This is a genomic window from Nocardia sp. NPDC058244, assembly GCF_042882065.1.
GTDB lineage: Bacteria > Actinomycetota > Actinomycetes > Mycobacteriales > Mycobacteriaceae > Nocardia.
The window spans coordinates 56,431-72,210 of sequence record NZ_JBHVWX010000007.1 but is presented as its reverse complement, the minus strand read 5'-3'; the positions used below and the strand labels follow the sequence as shown (position 1 = coordinate 72,210).

Below are 15,780 nucleotides of genomic sequence, written 5' to 3'. Positions count from 1 at the left end.
GTCGCGGACACTGCGGCAAGCTGATCGGACAAGTCGGGAACGCCCGAGCCGTCCGGATCGAATCGAGTGCCGTGTCCGTCATCGATGCCGTCCTGCTGGTTGCCACCGTGGCACTCGCGATCGCGCTGATCGCGTCGCCGCGGATCGGCAGGCGGGCGGCGCCGTTCGCCCTGCCGGTGCTGATCATCGGCGCGCTGCTGCTGTGGGTGCTCGAGGGCTACCGACACTGGTGGCCGCTCTATGTGCTGATCGTGCTCATGTTCGCGTTCGTGGTGACCGATGTCGCCGGGACGCGCAGGCGGGCGTGGTTCCGCGCGGGGATCGGCGCGGTGGCCGGGCTGTCGATCCTGCCGTGGGCGGTGCCACCCACGCCGGAACTCCCCGAGCCCACCGGACCGTACGCGGTCGGGTCGGAGATCTTCCGGTGGGTCGACGAGCAGCGGCCCGAGCCGGCGACCGAGGCCGAGGACCGGCGCAATGTGGTTGTCCAGGCTTGGTATCCGACGGAGGTGTCCTCGGGTCGGCAGTGGGTGTATCTCGCCGGGCAGGGCCAGTTGCCGTCGCGGGTGTCCGGGATTCCGAATGTCTTCCTGTCGAAAGACGGCATCGACACCCACGCGACCGCCGACGTCCCGGTGTCACCGGAACGGGACCGCTGGCCTGTGGTGCTGTTCTCCCCCGGCTACGGCGCGCCGCGGGCGTTCTATACCGGGCTGATCGCCGACCTGGCGAGTCGCGGCTTCATCGTGCTCGCCGTCGACCATCCCTACGAGGCCGGGGCGGTCGAGCTCGCCGATGGCACCGTCGCCACCGCCGTCGAGAACATTCCCGCCGATGACCCGGACGGCATCCGCTATATGACCGAGCGGCTCGAAACCCGCACCGCCGACCTGCGATTCGTGCTCGACCAGCTGGCCCGGCCGGAGGTGCTCGGCCCACTGGAGGGTCACGTCGACCTCGGAAACCTCACCGCGACAGGACATTCCCTCGGCGGCGCTACCGCGCTGTCGGCCCTGGCCGCCGACCCGCGGCTCACCGCCGCGGCCAATCTCGACGGCACCCTCTACGGCGACCTGCCCGACCGCGCGCTGGACCGCCCCGTACTGCTACTGGAGAGCGACCGCGGCGTGACCGACCACTCCCAGCGCTACCTGGACGGCAATCGCGGTGTGCTGGAACGCCTGCGCGCCCCCGGCTTCCGCTACGAGCTCGGCGACGCCGCCCACTACAGCTTCACCGATGTGCCCCAATTCCTCGCCCCGCCGGTGCGTTTCGTGGTGACCAGGATCGCCGGCGGATCGCGCCCCGCCGCCGACACCCAGCGCACCGCCAACGACATCCTGACCCCGTTCCTGCTCGGCCGGACCGCCGAGGTCGCCGCCGCCGCGGCGGATCATGCCGGGGTCACGGGTGGTCCGGTGCCGCGCTGACGAGGCGTGCTGGCGGGCACGGGCGATTTCGGCCAAGGTGGACAGCGGAACGCAGTACCGATCCCACACCCGCGAGGAGTACGCCGTGTCCGTTCTCGACAAAAGCACCCCCTTCGGCGCCACGGTCGCCCAGCGCCTGGCCGACGAGCACGTCCTCTGGCTGACCACGATCGGCGCCGACGGCACCCCACAGCCGAACCCCGTGTGGTTCCTGTGGCAGGACGGCACCTTCCTGATCTACACCATGCCCAAGGCCAAGCGGCTGCACCATCTCGCCCGCAATCCGCGGGTCGCGCTGAATTTCAACAGCTCCGCCTCCGGTGGCGACGTGGTCGTGTTCGCCGGCGCGGCGCGCGTCGGCGAGGCGGTGTCCGCCGCCACGGTCGCCGACTACAGCCGCAAGTACACGCAGGGCTTCGTGGACATCAAGATGACCGAGGCCGAGTTCTTCGACACCTACTCGGTCCCGATCCACATCACCCCGGATCATCTGCGCGGCTTCTGAGCACACGAAAGGGCCGTCTCGTCGAGCGAGACGGCCCTTTCGGCGCACCGATCAGACGGCGACGGGCTCCAGGCGCCAGCCGGTGGCCCGCTCGCGCTCGTTCCAGAACGCGGCGTAGCGGCCGCCGAGTTCCAGCAGCTCCTGATGGGTGCCGCGCTCGGCGATGCGGCCGCCGTCGAGGAACAGGATCTGGTCGGCGTGCGCGATCGTCGAGAGCCGGTGTGCCACCACCAGCACCGTCTTGTCCCTGGTCAGTTCGTGGATGCCACGGACGACGACGGCCTCGCTGTGCGGGTCCAGCGCGCTGGTCGCCTCGTCGAGCAGCACGATCGGGGCGTCCTTGAGCAGGGCCCTGGCGATCGACACGCGCTGGCGTTCACCACCGGACAGCGACGCGCCGCCCTCGCCGACCATGGTGTCGAAGCCGTCGGGCAGCCGCTCGACGATCTCGTCGACCCTGGCCGCGACGGCCGCGCGGTCGAGTTCGGCGTCGGTGGCGTCCGGCTTGCCGATGCGGATGTTGTCGGCGACCGAGCGGTTGAACAGGTAGACGTTCTGGAAGACCAGCGAGAGCTGGTCGAGCAGCGTGTCCGAGGGCTGTTCGCGCACATCGTGTTCGCCGACCGAGACCGCGCCGGAGCTCACGTCGTAGAAGCGGGCGGCCAGCCGCAGCAGCGTGGTCTTGCCCGCGCCGCTCGGCCCGACGATGGCCGTGGTGGTCCCGGCGGGCACGGTGAAGCTCAGCTCCGCGAGGACGGGTTCACCGGGCCGGTAGCCGAAGCTCACGTCGTCGAAGACCACGGCGGGCGCACCCGGCGTCACCGGCTCGGTGGGCGCGGGCAGGGTCGGCTCGGCCAGCAGATCGGTGATCCGGTCCGCGGCCGCGGCGGCCGAGCGCAGCGCGGCGCCGAGCTGGGCGGCCTGGTTCACCGGTTCGATGAAGCGCGAGCTCACCGCGATCAGCGCGATCGCCGCGGCCGCCGAGATCGAGCCGTCGGTCACCTGCACCACCGCGATGTAGGCCAGGACCAGGAACACGGCCTGCACGAACAGCGCGAAGACGATCAGTCCCGGCACGGTCGCGACCATCATCTTGCGCACCGCCGACCGCTGGCCGACCAGCGCGGCGTCGAGCGCCTTGTTGCCCGCGCCGACCGCCCCGAACGCGCGCAGCACCGGCTGCGCCTGGGCGAATTCCACCACCCGCGAGTCGGCCTCGGCCGCGGCGGTGTGCAGCCGGGCGTCGGCGCCGGTGTAGGCGCGGTTGGCGAGGTTGTTCACCAGATACAGCACGGGCGCGGCGAGCAGCATGGCCAGCCCGATCCGCCAGTCGATGAACAGCATGCCGATGGCCACCACCAGCGGCACGATGATGCCGGTGAGCACCTTGGTGAGCAGATAGGCGATCAGGCCCTGCATCTCGCGGACCTGCTCGACCATGACCCGCGAGAGCGGGCCCGCGTCCCGGTCGGAGAACCAGCCCAGCGGCAGCGCGTTGAGCTGATCGCCGAGCCGGGTCTGCAGGCCACGCTGCATGCCGAGGCCGATCCGCAGGCCGAGCACGGCCTGCAGGTAACCGAAGACGACCACGCCCGCCACGGCCGCGCCCATGCCGAGCGCCCACACCCAGGCGCCCCGCAGGTCGTCACCGAAGAGCGCTTCCAGTACCGGGACCAGCAGCAGATACGCGATGGCCTGGCACAGTGCCTGCACCACGATGGCGGCGAGCAGGCGCGGGATCAGCGGGGCGAACTCGTCGGGGACGAGGCGGAAAACCTTGCGAATCATCGTGTTTCCTCCACCAGGGCGAGCGTGCCGAGCGCGGCCTCGTTGATCTCCCAGAGCCGCTGATACAGCCCGCCCGCGGCGCGCAGCTCGGTGTGCGTGCCCTGTTCGACGAGCGTTCCGTTCTCCAGCACCAGAATCCGGTCGACGCCGGTGATGGTGTGCAGCCGGTGCGCGATCACCAGCACGGTGCGGCCGGCCACCAGCGCGGCCAGCGCGTCCTGGACGGCGGCCTCGGACTCCGGGTCGGCGAAGGCGGTGGCCTCGTCGAGGACGAGGATCGGGGTGTCGGCAAGCAGCGCGCGAGCGATCGAAAGACGCTGGGCCTCACCGCCGGACAGGGTCGCGTCGACGCCGATCTCGGAGTCGTAGCCGCGCGGCAGCGCCATGATCCGGTCGTGGATCTGCGCGGCCCGGCTCGCCCGCTCGATCGCCGCTTCGTCGGCGTCGGGGCGCGCGAGCAGCAGGTTCTCCCGGATCGAGCCGCGGATCAGGCGCACATCCTGGAACACGAATCCGACGGTGCGGTACAGCTCTTCGCTGGTGAACTCGCGAATGTCGCGGCCGTCGATGGTGATCCGGCCCGCGCCCACGTCGTAGAAGCGGGGCAGCAGTTTGGCCAGCGTCGATTTGCCGGAGCCGCTCGGGCCGACCAGGGCGGTGATGGTGCCGGGGGTCAGTTCGAGGTCGAGGCCGCGCAGCACGTCATGGCCGGTGCGGTAGGCGAATTCGACGCCATCGAAGCGGACGACGCCGTCCTGGCCCGCCGCCGGTGCGGCGGTCGCCGCGACGATGTCGAGTTCGGGCGTCTGCTGCAGTTCGTGCAGGCGCAGCGCCGCGGCGCCACCGGCGCGCAGTGCCTGCGACCCGTAGCCGAGGCCGAGCAGCGAGCTGCCGATACCCAAGCCCACCAGCAGGAACGGCAGCAGGTCGAGCGGATTCACCCAGTCCAGGCCGACGAACGCCAGCCCGCCGACGACCACGATCAGCATGACGAAGACCGGCATGACCACGATGTCGGAGGCCGACTGCACGCGCAGGATCGGCATCTTCATCCGATGCGCGGCCTGCACCTGACCGTCCACGGCGTGCTGGAACTCGGTGTGCGCCTTGCCCGCCTGGCCGAACGCCCGCACCACCTGGATGCCGTCGACGAATTCGATGGTGGCCTCGGCGGTCCGGCGTTCCCAGCGGGTGTAGACGGCGAGGCGGTCGCGGCCGTCGCGGTCCATGATCTTGCCGAACAGGAAGAAGTAGGCGATCAGCGGAATCAGCAGCACCAGGGTGAGCCGCCAGTCGACGGTGAACAGGTAGCCGAGGGTGACCAGCGGGACCACCAGCGCGCCGACGAACTCCAGCCGGGCATGGGCGACGAGGTAGTGCAGTGCCTCCACGTCGTCGCGCAGATAGGTCTTGACCTCGCCGGAGCTGCGCTCACCGAACCAGCCCAGCGGGACCCGGGTGAGCTTGTCGGCCAGGGCCCGGCGCAGCGTCAGCTGGTAGCCGGCGTCCAGCGCGTGCGACCAGGTGAGGGCGACGGCCTGCAGCAGCGCGCGCACGACCAGCACGACCACGGCCGCGCCGAACAGCCACCACACCCTATCGGTGTCGACCGGGGTCTCCAGCAGTTCCCGGCAGGCGGCCACGATCAGCAGGAACGGCACGACGGTGCAGACCGAGGCGACCGCGACGAGCAGGCTCGCCAGCGTCAGCATCCCCGACACCGGTGCCAGGATCTCCTTGCGCGCCTGCGCTTCCTGTTGTTTCTGCGCTTTCGCGGCCGCCTTGGGCAGCCGGTTCCCCGACTCCGCCCCCGGCGGCGGCGCTACCTGCACCGTCATAGCTTCTCGCCCTCTCGACCTGTCCACGGCAACGTGCCAAGGGTAGGTTAGCCTAAGTTGAGCGGTTGTGGCCGACCGGGGAAGCTTGTGTGAACTGGCGGTCAACCCCCTCGGCAATTCGACATTCCGGGCGTAATTTCTCCTCTACCTCCGAATCCTTTCTCGCGGCGGGAGAGCGAAAATGTTTGTCACGTCAATTATTTCGGCGACTGCGGACTGCCATATCGACCCCGGTCATCTGACACCCGACCAAGCGCATCGGGCCATGCAGATTCATCTCGAATGCAGCGTCGATCTGTGCCGGGTCCGCAGGCGCGCGCGGCACACCCTCGTGGAAGCGAAATTGATGGTCCTCGACCAGCGCGCGGGCTGATTGGCCGGGAGAATTCCGGGAAACCTTTTCTCGTGTTCACTCCCCTGCCCTCCGCGGCCGCCTGGACGCATCACGAGGCGCGCACCGGATTCGAAGTGACCTATTTCCGCGACGGCGAGCGCGGTGTGCTCATCGAGGGCTGCGCGACCGCCGTCGAGGACGGTCTCGCCTGGGCGATCGACTACCGCCTGCGGGTCGACGGCAGCTGGCACACCAGGTCGGCGCAGATCACCGGCCGCTATCCCGACACCCGGCGCTCGCTCACCCTGCAGTCCGACGGGCTCGGGCGCTGGCAGCTCGACGGAACGCCTGCCCCCGAACTCGACGGGTGTCTCGACGTCGACCTCGAGGCGTCGGCGTGCACCAACGCGCTGCCGGTGCACCGGCTGGGGCTGACGGTCGGCGACGCGGCCGACGCGCCCGCGGTGTACGTGCGCGCCGCCGACCTCGGGGTCATCCGGCTGCCCCAGCACTATCGGCGGATCGCCGACGGGGTTGGTCAGCGCTACGACTACCGCGCCGAGACCTTCGACTACCGCGCCACACTGGCCTACGACCCGGCGGGCCTCATCCTCGACTATCCGGGGCTGGCCGAGCGCGCCGCCTGAGCCCCGCGCGGGGCCGCCGCGCGGCCGGACAGGCAGTCGTCGGACACTGTGTACATGCGACGCAGGCAGCAGCCGCCGCTGCCCAAGCGGCACGGCCTCGATCCCGCCCGGCTCCGGCTCCCGGAGGACGGGCACTGGGCGACCGTGCGCGACCACCTGGTCGAGCGGCTGCCGCGGGTCGATCCCGCGCGGATCGATGAGATGCTGCGCGCGGGCGAGATCGTCGACCTGGACGGGCCGCTGGCGCCGGACGCGCCGTTCGTGCCGGGTGGAGCGGTGTGGTTCCACCGGGATCTGCCGGTGGAGACCGAGGTTCCCTTCGAGATCGGGATCGTGCATCGTGACGACGACATCCTGGTCGTCGACAAACCACACTTCCTGGCGACCATTCCGCGCGGTCAGCACATCCTCCAGACCGCGCTGGTCCGCCTGCGCCGTGACCTCGACCTGCCCGAGCTGATTCCGGCTCACCGGCTCGACCGGGTGACCGCGGGCCTGATCCTGTTCGTGGTGAACCCGGCGGCGCGCGGCGCGTACCAGACGATGTTCCATCGCCGCACCGTGCGCAAGGAGTACGAGGCCATCGCGCCCTACGATCCGGCGCTGGCGCTGCCGAGAACCGTGCGCAGCCGGATCATCAAGGAGAAGCAGGTGCTCGCCGCGCAGGAGGTGCCCGGCGAGCCCAACGCCGAGACCGAGGTGGAACTGGTCGAGCACCGCGCCGGGCTCGGCCGCTACCGGCTGCGGCCGCACACCGGGCGCACCCATCAGCTGCGGTTGCATATGAACAGCCTCGGCGTGCCGATTCTCGGTGACGATTTCTATCCGGTGGTCACCGACAAATCCGTCGACGACTACAGCCGGCCGCTGCAATTGCTGGCCGCCTCGCTCGAATTCACCGATCCGATCAGCGGGCAACCTCGGCGATTCGAGACCGGCCGGAGTTTGCAGGCGTGGACCGACCTGCCCGGATGGTCCGGATCGGCTGTCGAGTAGCTCACACGACGGTCCCGCGTGACGATCTTGATAGCGGTCCGCGTCGCCGGTCGACCCCGGTTTCCCTCGGCGATCGGGCGCTGACCTGCGTTCACTCGACCGTTTCCATTCCGTGATATTTCCGTACACTCGGTCGGGTGCCCGTCCCCGCCACCGTCGCCGATCCCCGGCCCAAGCTGCACGCCTACGTCGATATCGCCGTGGTCGTGGTGGTGCTGGCCTGCACCAACCTGATCGCGCACTTCACCACGGCGTGGGCCAATATCGTCACCGTGCCGGTCGCGGCGTTCGCGCTGCTGGCGCTGATGCGCAAGCGCGGGCTCGGCTGGGCCGAGCTCGGCCTGTCCCCCAGGCACTGGCGCCGCGGCACGATCTACGCGCTCGGCGCGGTCGGCATCGTGCTCACCGCCGTCGCGATCGGCGCGATCCTGCCGATCACCCGGCCGTTCTTCCTCGCCGACCGGTACGCGACCATCTCCGGCGCGCTGATCGCGTCGATGATCGTCATCCCGTTGCAGACGGTGATCCCCGAGGAACTCGCCTTCCGTGGTGTGCTGCACGGCACGCTCGACCGGGTGCTCGGCGTCCGCGGGCTGTTCGCGGCGGGCTCGCTGCTGTTCGGCTTCTGGCACATCGCCTCCTCGCTCGGGCTGACCAGCGGCAACAAGGGCCTGTCCGGGATCGTCGGCGGCGGACTCGTCGGCCAGGTCGTCGGCATCGCCCTCGCGGTCGCGGCCACCGCGGGCGCGGGCGTGGTGTTCACCTGGCTGCGCAGGCGCAGCGGCAGCCTGCTCGCCCCGATCGCCCTGCACTGGTCGCTCAACGGCGCGGGCGCCCTCGCGGCCGCCGTCGTCTGGCACACCGCGCTGAGCTGAGTCAGATCTCGTCGGCCAGGACCGGGTCGGTGGCCCGGACGGCGGCGAAGACGTTCGCGCAGACCGTCACCAGGTCGTCGGGATCGGTGGTGCGGCCGTCCATCAGCCAGTCGACGAGCAGGTGGTTCACGCCACCGACCACCGTCACGCACGTCAGCCGGCTGCGTTCGGGCAGCGGCTGGGCCCGCGCGGCGGCCCACAGGCCCGCGACCAGCTCCGCGTAGTCACGCAGCACGCCGTGCCTGCGCTGCTCCATCCGCGCGGAGACGCCGACCACCTCGATCAGCACCACCCTGGCGCGGCGCGGGTCCTCGGTGAGATAGCCGATGAAGGCGGCCAGGCCCGCGGTGATCACGTCGTCCAGGCGGGACCCGGCCGTTCCCAGTGCCGCGACCGTGCGCTCGCGGAGCTGGGCGGTCGTCTCGTCGTAGAGCGTGGCCAGGCAGGCTTCGCGGTCGCGGAACGATTCGTAGAAATAGCGCTCGGTGAGACCGGCGATCCCGCACAGCTGCTTGACCGTGCCCGCCGCGTACCCCTGGGTGCCGAAGAGTTCGAGCGCGGCGTCGAGCAACGCGGTTCGGCGCTGCTGGACTCGCTCCGCAGAGGTCCGTCCCGAGTACCGCCGACCCGCCGGTCGATCGGCGGACTGCTCTGTCATCGACGTCTGTCCTTCTGTGCGACTGCGTGGAATACTAGGCCACAATTTCTGACATGACGACATGTCAGAAGCGCTGTTTCCGCTGGATCGAAAGGCTTCGACGATGAAACGCACCCATGCCGGCTCGGTCGTCGCGGTGACCGGCGGCGCCGCGGGCATCGGCCGCGAGATCGCCCGGCAGTTCGCGGTCGCGGGCGCGCGCGTCTGCATCGGCGACCTGTCCGGCACGGCGGCCCGCACCACGGCCAGGGAGCTCCCCGGCACCGTGCACGGGTGCGAACTCGACGTCACCGACGAGCGGTCGTTCCACAATTTCCTCGCCACCACCGAGGCCCTGCTCGGGCCGATCGACGTGCTCGTCAACAACGCGGGCGTCATGTGGGTCGGCGCGTTCGACACCGAACCCGATACCGCCACCACCCGGATGATCGCGGTGAATCTGCACGGCGTCATCCGTGGCGTGCGGCTGGCCGCGCCCGCGATGCGCACGCGTCGGCGCGGGCACATCGTCACCATCGCCTCCGCCGCGTCCCGGCTGTCCCCGCCCGGCGAATCCACCTACGCGGCAACCAAACACGGCGTGCTCGGCTATCTGACCGGTGTGCGCGAAGAACTTCGGGGCTCCGGCGTGCGGATCTCGGTGATCATGCCGGGCGTCGTCGACACCGAACTGGCGGCCGGAACGGCAACGGGCGCCGCCGAACTCCTGCAACCCGCCGATGTCGCGAAGGCCGTGCTCGACGTGGTCGAGCGGCCGCGATTCGAGGTCTCCCTCCCCGGCTACATCGGCCCGCTCACGCATCTGGCCGGACTGCTGCCGCAACGGCTGCGCGATATCGTGCTGCGCCGCGCCGTGCCCGACCAGGTGGCGGCGGTCGCGGGGTCTTCCGCGCGCGGGAAATACGAGAAGCGCACGCTCTCCTAGATCCGCTCCGATCGCCCGGTTGTCGTTGACCACGACGCGGACGGCGTTTACGCTCTCTGGCAATCACACATATGTTCGATAGTCCATATGTTCGAGTGACCGGAAGGCGCCAGATGTCCGACGATCGGTCGATGGAGGATGCCGTCAGCTCGCCGAACACCGAGATCACGGCACTCGCACAGCAGGTCGCGACCGCGCGCGGCAAGCTGCCGCTGCAGCACGACACGGCGCTCTACGACGCACTCTCCGACGCCGAGATCAGGGCCGAACGCGAACTCGCCGAATGGATCCGCGCGCAACGCCGCAAACAGCGTCGCCACGCCGTCGCCGACGAACTCGCCGCCGAACAGCGCGACCGCCGCACCGGCGCCCTGATCCGCCGCGCCGACGAAGCCGACGCCCGCTGGCATCGCAAGGCCCTGGCCGCCCGGCGGCGGGTCTCCAGCGCCGACGCGCGGCTGGCCCAGCTGTACCGACGGGCCGAGTGGTCCTCGCGCGCGCTGATCGGCGTCGTCATCCTCGGCATGGTCTGGGCCGGGGTGAACGTGCAGCACAATCTGGTGCCCAGCGGGGACATGAGCGACCCGCTGTACTGGCTCAGCTTCGGCATCGAGGCGATGATCTCGATCCCGATCATCACCATCATGGTCGCCGCCACCACCGCCGCCCGCTGGGGTCGCGAACTCGAACGCGGCAAAGTGCTGCTGTTCGAGCTGGCTCTGCTCGGCACCACCGTCGCCCTCAACGCCGGACCCCACCTGGCCTCCGGGTCGTACGGCCGCGCCGCCGAATACGCCATCGCGCCGGTCATGGTCGGCGTGGTGATCTGGCTGCACGCGTGGGTGTCGGCACGGTACGCGCTGTTGATCGAAGGGGCTTCGGTCGAGCTGCCCGGGGAGGCGAGCTACTCCCCCGCCGAGCGGGTCATGTCGATGGCCGGGGTCGGCTCCGTGCCCGCGAGCACGCTGGAACACGGTGCGGTGCAGGGTGACTCCCGGACGCAGGCGGTCGAGCGCGAGACCGTCACGGCCGCGCGCGATGTCGCGGAGACGTCGATGGCGCGGCCTGACGTCGACAAGGAGCGCGCCAGCGGCGCCATGCAGACCAGTGTGCCTGAATCGCAAGAGAACTCCGCCGCGCAGGTAGCCACGGCCGTTGGAAGCGCAATGAGCGCAGCCGACACCGAGGTTCGGGCTGCGCGGGAACACCCCGCCGCGCAGGACGCCACGGTGGTGGCGACTGCCCTGGGCGCAGTCGATTCCGACGCCCAGGCCTCGCAGGATGCCGCGCTCGGCGGTTCCGCTGCCCAGGCCACCACGGTGGCGGCGACCACCATGGGCGCAGTCGATTCCGACGCCCAGGCCTCGCAGAATGCCGCGCTCGACCACTCCGCTCCGCAGGCCACGACTGTGGCGGCGTCTGCCCTGGGCGCAGTCGGTTCCGCCGCCCAGGCCTCGCAGGATGCCGCGCTCGGCGGTTCCGCTGCGCAGGCCGCCACGGAAGTGGAGACCGTCCTGGGCGATGCCGATTCCGGCGCTCAGGCCTCGAGGGATGCGGCGGCGCGGGTCGACTCGACTCCCATCGAGACGCTCGCGGGTCGTGGCCAGCTCACGCATGGTGGCCGTCGGCCGTCGACCGACAAGATCGCCGCGCCCGGCACCCTCGAACTGATCCACAAGGCGGCCGCCGAGCACCGGCGCAACGGTGATCACGCCCGCGTCAACGGTGCTACCCCGACCCTGCGGCGAATACCCGTCACCACCGCCGCGCAGGCGACTGCGGGCGAGGCCACCGGTACCGACCCGGTTCCCGAGGCGACGGCGCACGCCGGCTCCGTCGCCCGTGACCGCAACGGCGACACCGCGGCACCCACCGCATCGGTGGTGGTGCACAACGATCCACAGCCTCCGGCTCAGCCCGAACAGCTCACCCTGACGGCAGACCTCGAACAATTGCCGAGTGCCGCTTCGGGTCCCGGCTCGAATCAGCAGCCTGCGGAGCGCGAGTCGACCCCTTCCGCGGATCGGCATCGGTCGAAGTCCGAGCCGCAGCAGGCCACGTCAGCTCCCGCGGCCGGGCGGCAGCTGACCGATGACTTCGCTGTGTCGAGGAACCAACAGCGTGCCGAGACCGACCAGGCTCCCGTTGCAATGCGGGCTTCTGTCGATGAGCAGACTGCTGACCAGGTCACGAAGTCCGCAGTGGCAGGCGTTGCGCAGCAGCAGGATACGACGTCCGGGGCGAACCATTCGCCGCAGACAGATACAACGCCGTCGGCGAACGATACGCGACAGCAGATCACGAAGTCCGCAGCTAGTGCGAAGCAGCAGCTCGCTGAGACGGAAGCTGTTACTCCCGAAGCGGAGTCGTCTTCGCAGCCTGCGCCGAGGCCCATCGCCGAGAAGCAGCTGACGAAGGTCGCGGCGGTGGCTGCGGCCCCCATCAGCGAGCAGTCCCCCGAACCGATCGAGCTCGACGACGAGGACCAGCACGAGGACGACCTCACCGACGACTACGACTTCGACGACGACACCGAGGTCCGCGCCCTGGCCAGGCAGATCGCGCACCGCAGCCCCCTGCGGCTGACCCTCGATCAGATCGAGGAGATCCTCGAGCTCACCGATCAGTCGTGGTCGGCGCGCAGTATCGGCGCCGAGGTCGGCGTCTCGGGTAGCACCGTCACCAATATCGTCGAATTCGCCCGCAAGATCCGCCAGCCGTACGCCTTCACCGGCTGACCCCACCGACCGCGCCCCGGCCCCGGCTCGATCGGGGCCGGGGACGCTTCACCCCGGTGCCGGACCGACGACCGCTTTCGGCGCGGACCGCATCCCGACCAGCAGCGCCAGCCCGACACCCGCCGCGATCCCGAACACACCGGCGACCCCGAATCCGGCACGCGCACCGCCGATCTCGATCATCGATCCGCCCAGCACGCTGCCGAGGGCGCCACCCAGCGTCATCGCCGCGCCGTGCCAGCCGATGGCCTCACCACGTCCGCCCTCGGGGACGATCCGGCTCAGCTGATCGATCGCCGCGGTGAGCGCGGGGGCGCACAGCAATCCGGCGACGAAGCCGGTGACACCGAGCGACAGTGGACCGACGGCGATCGCCATCGGGACCGTCACCACGCCGAGTGCGATCAGCAGCATATCGGCCGGAATCGGCCGCCGCAGCGCGCCGTAGAGCAGACCGCCGACCAGCGAGCCCAGCCCCCAGATCGCCAGGATCACGCCGAGCCAGCGATCGGCGCCGAAACCGCGCACCGCCGAGACGAAGGTGAGTTCGGAGGCCGACACCACGCAGACCGCCGCCGCCGCGACGCCACACAGGGCGACGAATTCGACGCGGAACCAGCTGCGCCGGACCACCGGCCCCGCGCCGTCCGCCGAGTCCTCGGCGCGCAGCGCGGGGTTCCACCACCACAGCACGATCCCGGCGAGCACCATGCACATCTGATTGGCGAACAGCGCCGCCGTCGTCGACCAGTGCAGCGCCGCCGCCACCCCGAGTACCGGCCCCACCATGAACGCCGCCTCGACCGAGGCCGCCTCCAACGCGAGCGCGGGCTGACGCTGCTCCTCCGTCGTCGCCGCGATGATCGCCAGCCGCACCACGCTGAACACCGGAATGTCGTACAGCCCAGCGAGTCCCGCGAGCAGCAGCAGCGGCAGATACCCGACGAACGGCGCCACCGACCAGCAGACGGCCCCCAGCACGATCGCCGGCGCGATGGTCGCCCGCAACCCGAACCGATCCACCAGCCGCCCCCGCCACGGCCCACTGGTCGCGACACACACGGTCACCACCATCGCCAGCGTCCCCGCCTGCAGAAACGACCCACCCAACGTCTCCACCACATGCACCGCGAGCAGCACCGCCCCGGCGAAGTGCGGCACCCGCACCAGCACCCCGAGCAACACGATATTGCGCACCGCCCCGATAGACAGCACGTCCCGATAGGCCCGCATCGTCAGAGCCTGACAGGCCCCCTTCCCACCCGCCACCGATTTTCCCCGGGCACGACGCAGGCCCGCTTCCCAGGGGAAACGGGCCTGCGTGGCAACGATCTCGAGGGAAGTCGATCATTCGAAATCGTCTGGGAACAGCCGGAAGGCTGGATAGCCGTTGAGCGGGCGTAGGACACGGAAATCTCGTCGGTCGAGGGTGAGGATCGCGTCCGTGTCGAACTGGGCTGCCGAGACCACGCAGACCGCGTCGACGAGATCCAGGTCCAAACTGTCGTAAGTGGCCCGCACGGAGATTGCCGCGTCCAGCTGGTTCGCATCGACCTCGGACAGGACGATGCGCGATTCGGCGATCCGTTTCGCCAACGAGCCCAGGATCTGATCGGCCACCTTACGACCTCCCCGCACGCTGGCGACGTGGTGCACCTCGGTCAGTGCCAACGGGCTGACCACCACCGCGCTTGCGGAGTCGGCGGCCCGGCGTACCGCGAAGTGCTCGGGATCGGCACGGTTGAACATCGCGAGCAGACCAGAGGTATCCGCGACAACGATCATGCGGATCGGTTCATCGCCGCGCGAATCTCGTCCTTGCCGATCGGCCCGCCGAGATCGAAGGTCTCGTCGTCGCCGAGTATCGGCGTCTCCCACTGTCGATTGCGCAGGAGGTAGGCCCGCAGTGCATCGCGCATGATTTCGTTCTTGGATCGACCCTCGCCGTCGGCTTGCGCAGCGAGCGCCGCCTCTTCGTCATCGGTGAGCCGCATTGTCCACGCCATGAGACCCATGGTATCAATCATGACACCACATTGGTACGACCCCGGACACGACGAAGGCCCGCTTCCCTGGGGAAACGGGCCTTCGTGGCAACGATCTCGATGGATCGAGGAGGGACCTTACTTGGCCTTCTCCAGGACCTCGACCAGACGCCAGCGCTTGGTGGCCGACAGCGGGCGGGTCTCCATCAGCTGAACGCGGTCGCCGACGCCGGCGATCTCGTTCTCGTCATGCGCCTTCACCTTGGAGGTGGTGCGAATGATCTTGCCGTAGAGCTTGTGCCGGTGACGGTCTTCCAGCTCGACGACGATCGTCTTGTTCATCTTGTCCGAGACGACGTAGCCGCTGCGTACCTTGCGGCTGTTGCGCTCTTCCTTGTTCTCGCTCATGCCGCATCTCCCTTGCCAGCGGGTGCCGTGGCCAGGCCGAGCTCGCGCTCACGCATGACCGTGTAGATCCGCGCGATCTCATGACGGACGACGCGCAGACGTCGGTTGTTGTCGAGCTGACCCGTCGCCATCTGGAAGCGCAGGTTGAACAGCTCTTCCTTCGACTCGCGCAGGCGGGCGACGAGCTCCTCTTCGTTGAGCTCGCGGAGCTCTGCGGCCGGTGTTCCGGTAGCCATCAGAACTGCTCCTCCCTGGTCACGATCCTGCACTTCATCGGGAGCTTGTGCATCGCGCGACGCAGGGCCTCGCGAGCGATCTCCTCGTTCGGGTAAGACATCTCGAACATGACCCGACCGGGCTTCACGTTCGCGACCCACCACTCCGGCGAACCCTTACCGGAACCCATGCGGGTCTCGGCAGGCTTCTTGGTGAGCGGGCGGTCGGGGTAGATGTTGATCCAGATCTTGCCGCCACGCTTGATGTGGCGGGTCATCGCGATACGCGCCGACTCGATCTGACGGTTGGTGACGTAGGCGGGCTCGAGAGCCTGGATGCCGTACTCACCGAACGCCACCGCGGTGCCGCCCTTGGACATGCCGGAGCGGGACGGGTGGTGCTGCTTGCGGTGCTTGACGCGACGGGGCATCAGCATG

The 15,780-nt window shown here is 69.6% G+C and carries 16 protein-coding genes; 7 read left to right on the top strand and 9 right to left on the bottom strand.

What is annotated here, in order from left to right; genetic code table 11:
- Positions 1-71: 71 nt before the first annotated feature.
- Both ACFVW6_RS22595 and ACFVW6_RS22590 read left to right on the top strand, forming a co-directional pair.
- Complete coding sequence (locus ACFVW6_RS22595) at positions 72-1,430, top strand: hypothetical protein (RefSeq protein ID WP_378829509.1); 1,359 nt, start codon at positions 72-74, stop codon at positions 1,428-1,430.
- A gap of 85 nt (positions 1,431-1,515) precedes the next feature.
- A complete protein-coding gene (locus ACFVW6_RS22590) occupies positions 1,516-1,935 on the top strand; it encodes a TIGR03667 family PPOX class F420-dependent oxidoreductase (RefSeq protein WP_378829508.1) in 420 nt (139 codons plus the stop codon).
- A 51-nt stretch (positions 1,936-1,986) separates the two neighbouring features.
- On the opposite strand, the gene ACFVW6_RS22585 is transcribed toward ACFVW6_RS22590, so the two are convergent.
- Together ACFVW6_RS22585 and ACFVW6_RS22580 are read right to left on the bottom strand one after the other, a co-directional pair.
- Positions 1,987-3,723, bottom strand: a complete 1,737-nt coding sequence (locus ACFVW6_RS22585; protein ID WP_378829506.1) for an ABC transporter ATP-binding protein — start codon at positions 3,721-3,723, stop codon at positions 1,987-1,989.
- Complete coding sequence (locus ACFVW6_RS22580) at positions 3,720-5,561, bottom strand: ABC transporter ATP-binding protein (RefSeq protein WP_378829505.1); 1,842 nt, start codon at positions 5,559-5,561, stop codon at positions 3,720-3,722. The genes ACFVW6_RS22585 and ACFVW6_RS22580 overlap by 4 nt, the downstream gene beginning before the upstream one ends.
- A 405-nt stretch (positions 5,562-5,966) precedes the next feature.
- Between ACFVW6_RS22580 and ACFVW6_RS22575 the strand changes: the two genes are divergently transcribed.
- The 3 genes from ACFVW6_RS22575 (at position 5,967) to ACFVW6_RS22565 (ending at position 8,413) form a co-directional block, all read left to right on the top strand.
- Entirely contained in the window at positions 5,967-6,542 is a 576-nt protein-coding gene (locus ACFVW6_RS22575; protein ID WP_378829504.1) for a putative glycolipid-binding domain-containing protein, read from the top strand.
- Positions 6,543-6,596: 54 nt separating this feature from the next.
- Entirely contained in the window at positions 6,597-7,538 is a 942-nt protein-coding gene (locus ACFVW6_RS22570; protein ID WP_378829502.1) for an RluA family pseudouridine synthase, read from the top strand.
- Positions 7,539-7,675: 137 nt separating this feature from the next.
- Entirely contained in the window at positions 7,676-8,413 is a 738-nt protein-coding gene (locus ACFVW6_RS22565) for a CPBP family intramembrane glutamic endopeptidase (RefSeq protein ID WP_365010547.1), read from the top strand.
- Between the two features lies 1 nt (position 8,414).
- Here the strand turns inward: ACFVW6_RS22565 and ACFVW6_RS22560 are convergent, their stop codons facing one another.
- Positions 8,415-9,071 carry a TetR/AcrR family transcriptional regulator gene (locus ACFVW6_RS22560; protein WP_378829499.1) on the bottom strand — a complete coding sequence of 219 codons (657 nt, stop codon included), beginning with the start codon at positions 9,069-9,071 and terminating at the stop codon, positions 8,415-8,417.
- A 103-nt stretch (positions 9,072-9,174) separates the two neighbouring features.
- Here ACFVW6_RS22560 and ACFVW6_RS22555 point away from each other — a divergent pair, with 103 nt between their 5' ends.
- Together ACFVW6_RS22555 and ACFVW6_RS22550 are read left to right on the top strand one after the other, a co-directional pair.
- A complete protein-coding gene (locus ACFVW6_RS22555) occupies positions 9,175-9,996 on the top strand; it encodes an SDR family oxidoreductase (protein ID WP_378829497.1) in 822 nt (273 codons plus the stop codon).
- Between the two features lie 113 nt (positions 9,997-10,109).
- Positions 10,110-12,734 carry a hypothetical protein gene (locus ACFVW6_RS22550; RefSeq protein WP_378829495.1) on the top strand — a complete coding sequence of 875 codons (2,625 nt, stop codon included), beginning with the start codon at positions 10,110-10,112 and terminating at the stop codon, positions 12,732-12,734.
- A gap of 48 nt (positions 12,735-12,782) precedes the next feature.
- Here the strand turns inward: ACFVW6_RS22550 and ACFVW6_RS22545 are convergent, their stop codons facing one another.
- The 6 genes from ACFVW6_RS22545 to rplP form a co-directional block, all read right to left on the bottom strand.
- Entirely contained in the window at positions 12,783-13,967 is a 1,185-nt protein-coding gene (locus tag ACFVW6_RS22545; protein ID WP_378829492.1) for an MFS transporter, read from the bottom strand.
- Between the two features lie 114 nt (positions 13,968-14,081).
- Positions 14,082-14,519, bottom strand: coding sequence for a PIN domain-containing protein (locus ACFVW6_RS22540; RefSeq protein ID WP_355271229.1), 438 nt, complete (start codon positions 14,517-14,519; stop codon positions 14,082-14,084).
- Positions 14,516-14,761, bottom strand: a complete 246-nt coding sequence (locus tag ACFVW6_RS22535; RefSeq protein WP_355271227.1) for a ribbon-helix-helix protein, CopG family — start codon at positions 14,759-14,761, stop codon at positions 14,516-14,518. The genes ACFVW6_RS22540 and ACFVW6_RS22535 overlap by 4 nt, the downstream gene beginning before the upstream one ends.
- Before the next feature lie 96 nt (positions 14,762-14,857).
- On the bottom strand, positions 14,858-15,127 hold the full coding sequence (gene rpsQ / locus ACFVW6_RS22530; protein ID WP_110037226.1) for a 30S ribosomal protein S17: 270 nt from the start codon (positions 15,125-15,127) through the stop codon (positions 14,858-14,860).
- Positions 15,124-15,363 (bottom strand): 50S ribosomal protein L29, encoded by a 240-nt coding sequence (rpmC, locus tag ACFVW6_RS22525; protein WP_071926410.1) that lies wholly within the window; start codon positions 15,361-15,363, stop codon positions 15,124-15,126. The genes rpsQ and rpmC overlap by 4 nt, the downstream gene beginning before the upstream one ends.
- Complete coding sequence (rplP, locus tag ACFVW6_RS22520) at positions 15,363-15,779, bottom strand: 50S ribosomal protein L16 (protein ID WP_019045023.1); 417 nt, start codon at positions 15,777-15,779, stop codon at positions 15,363-15,365. The genes rpmC and rplP overlap by 1 nt, the downstream gene beginning before the upstream one ends.
- Position 15,780 lies beyond the last annotated feature (1 nt).

Excerpts from the sequence above, each read along its gene's own strand:
- ACFVW6_RS22585 (WP_378829506.1), bottom strand. The coding sequence starts at position 3,723 with ATGATTCGCAAGGTTTTCCGCCTCGTCCCCGACGAGTTCGCCCCGCTG.
- ACFVW6_RS22580 (WP_378829505.1), bottom strand. The coding sequence starts at position 5,561 with ATGACGGTGCAGGTAGCGCCGCCGCCGGGGGCGGAGTCGGGGAACCGG.
- ACFVW6_RS22570 (WP_378829502.1), top strand. The coding sequence starts at position 6,597 with ATGCGACGCAGGCAGCAGCCGCCGCTGCCCAAGCGGCACGGCCTCGAT.
- ACFVW6_RS22560 (WP_378829499.1), bottom strand. The coding sequence starts at position 9,071 with ATGACAGAGCAGTCCGCCGATCGACCGGCGGGTCGGCGGTACTCGGGA.
- ACFVW6_RS22555 (WP_378829497.1), top strand. The coding sequence starts at position 9,175 with ATGAAACGCACCCATGCCGGCTCGGTCGTCGCGGTGACCGGCGGCGCC.
- ACFVW6_RS22550 (WP_378829495.1), top strand. The coding sequence starts at position 10,110 with ATGTCCGACGATCGGTCGATGGAGGATGCCGTCAGCTCGCCGAACACC.
- ACFVW6_RS22545 (WP_378829492.1), bottom strand. The coding sequence starts at position 13,967 with ATGCGGGCCTATCGGGACGTGCTGTCTATCGGGGCGGTGCGCAATATC.
- ACFVW6_RS22540 (WP_355271229.1), bottom strand. The coding sequence starts at position 14,519 with ATGATCGTTGTCGCGGATACCTCTGGTCTGCTCGCGATGTTCAACCGT.
- ACFVW6_RS22535 (WP_355271227.1), bottom strand. The coding sequence starts at position 14,761 with ATGATTGATACCATGGGTCTCATGGCGTGGACAATGCGGCTCACCGAT.
- rpsQ (WP_110037226.1), bottom strand. The coding sequence starts at position 15,127 with ATGAGCGAGAACAAGGAAGAGCGCAACAGCCGCAAGGTACGCAGCGGC.
- rpmC (WP_071926410.1), bottom strand. The coding sequence starts at position 15,363 with ATGGCTACCGGAACACCGGCCGCAGAGCTCCGCGAGCTCAACGAAGAG.
- rplP (WP_019045023.1), bottom strand. The coding sequence starts at position 15,779 with ATGCTGATGCCCCGTCGCGTCAAGCACCGCAAGCAGCACCACCCGTCC.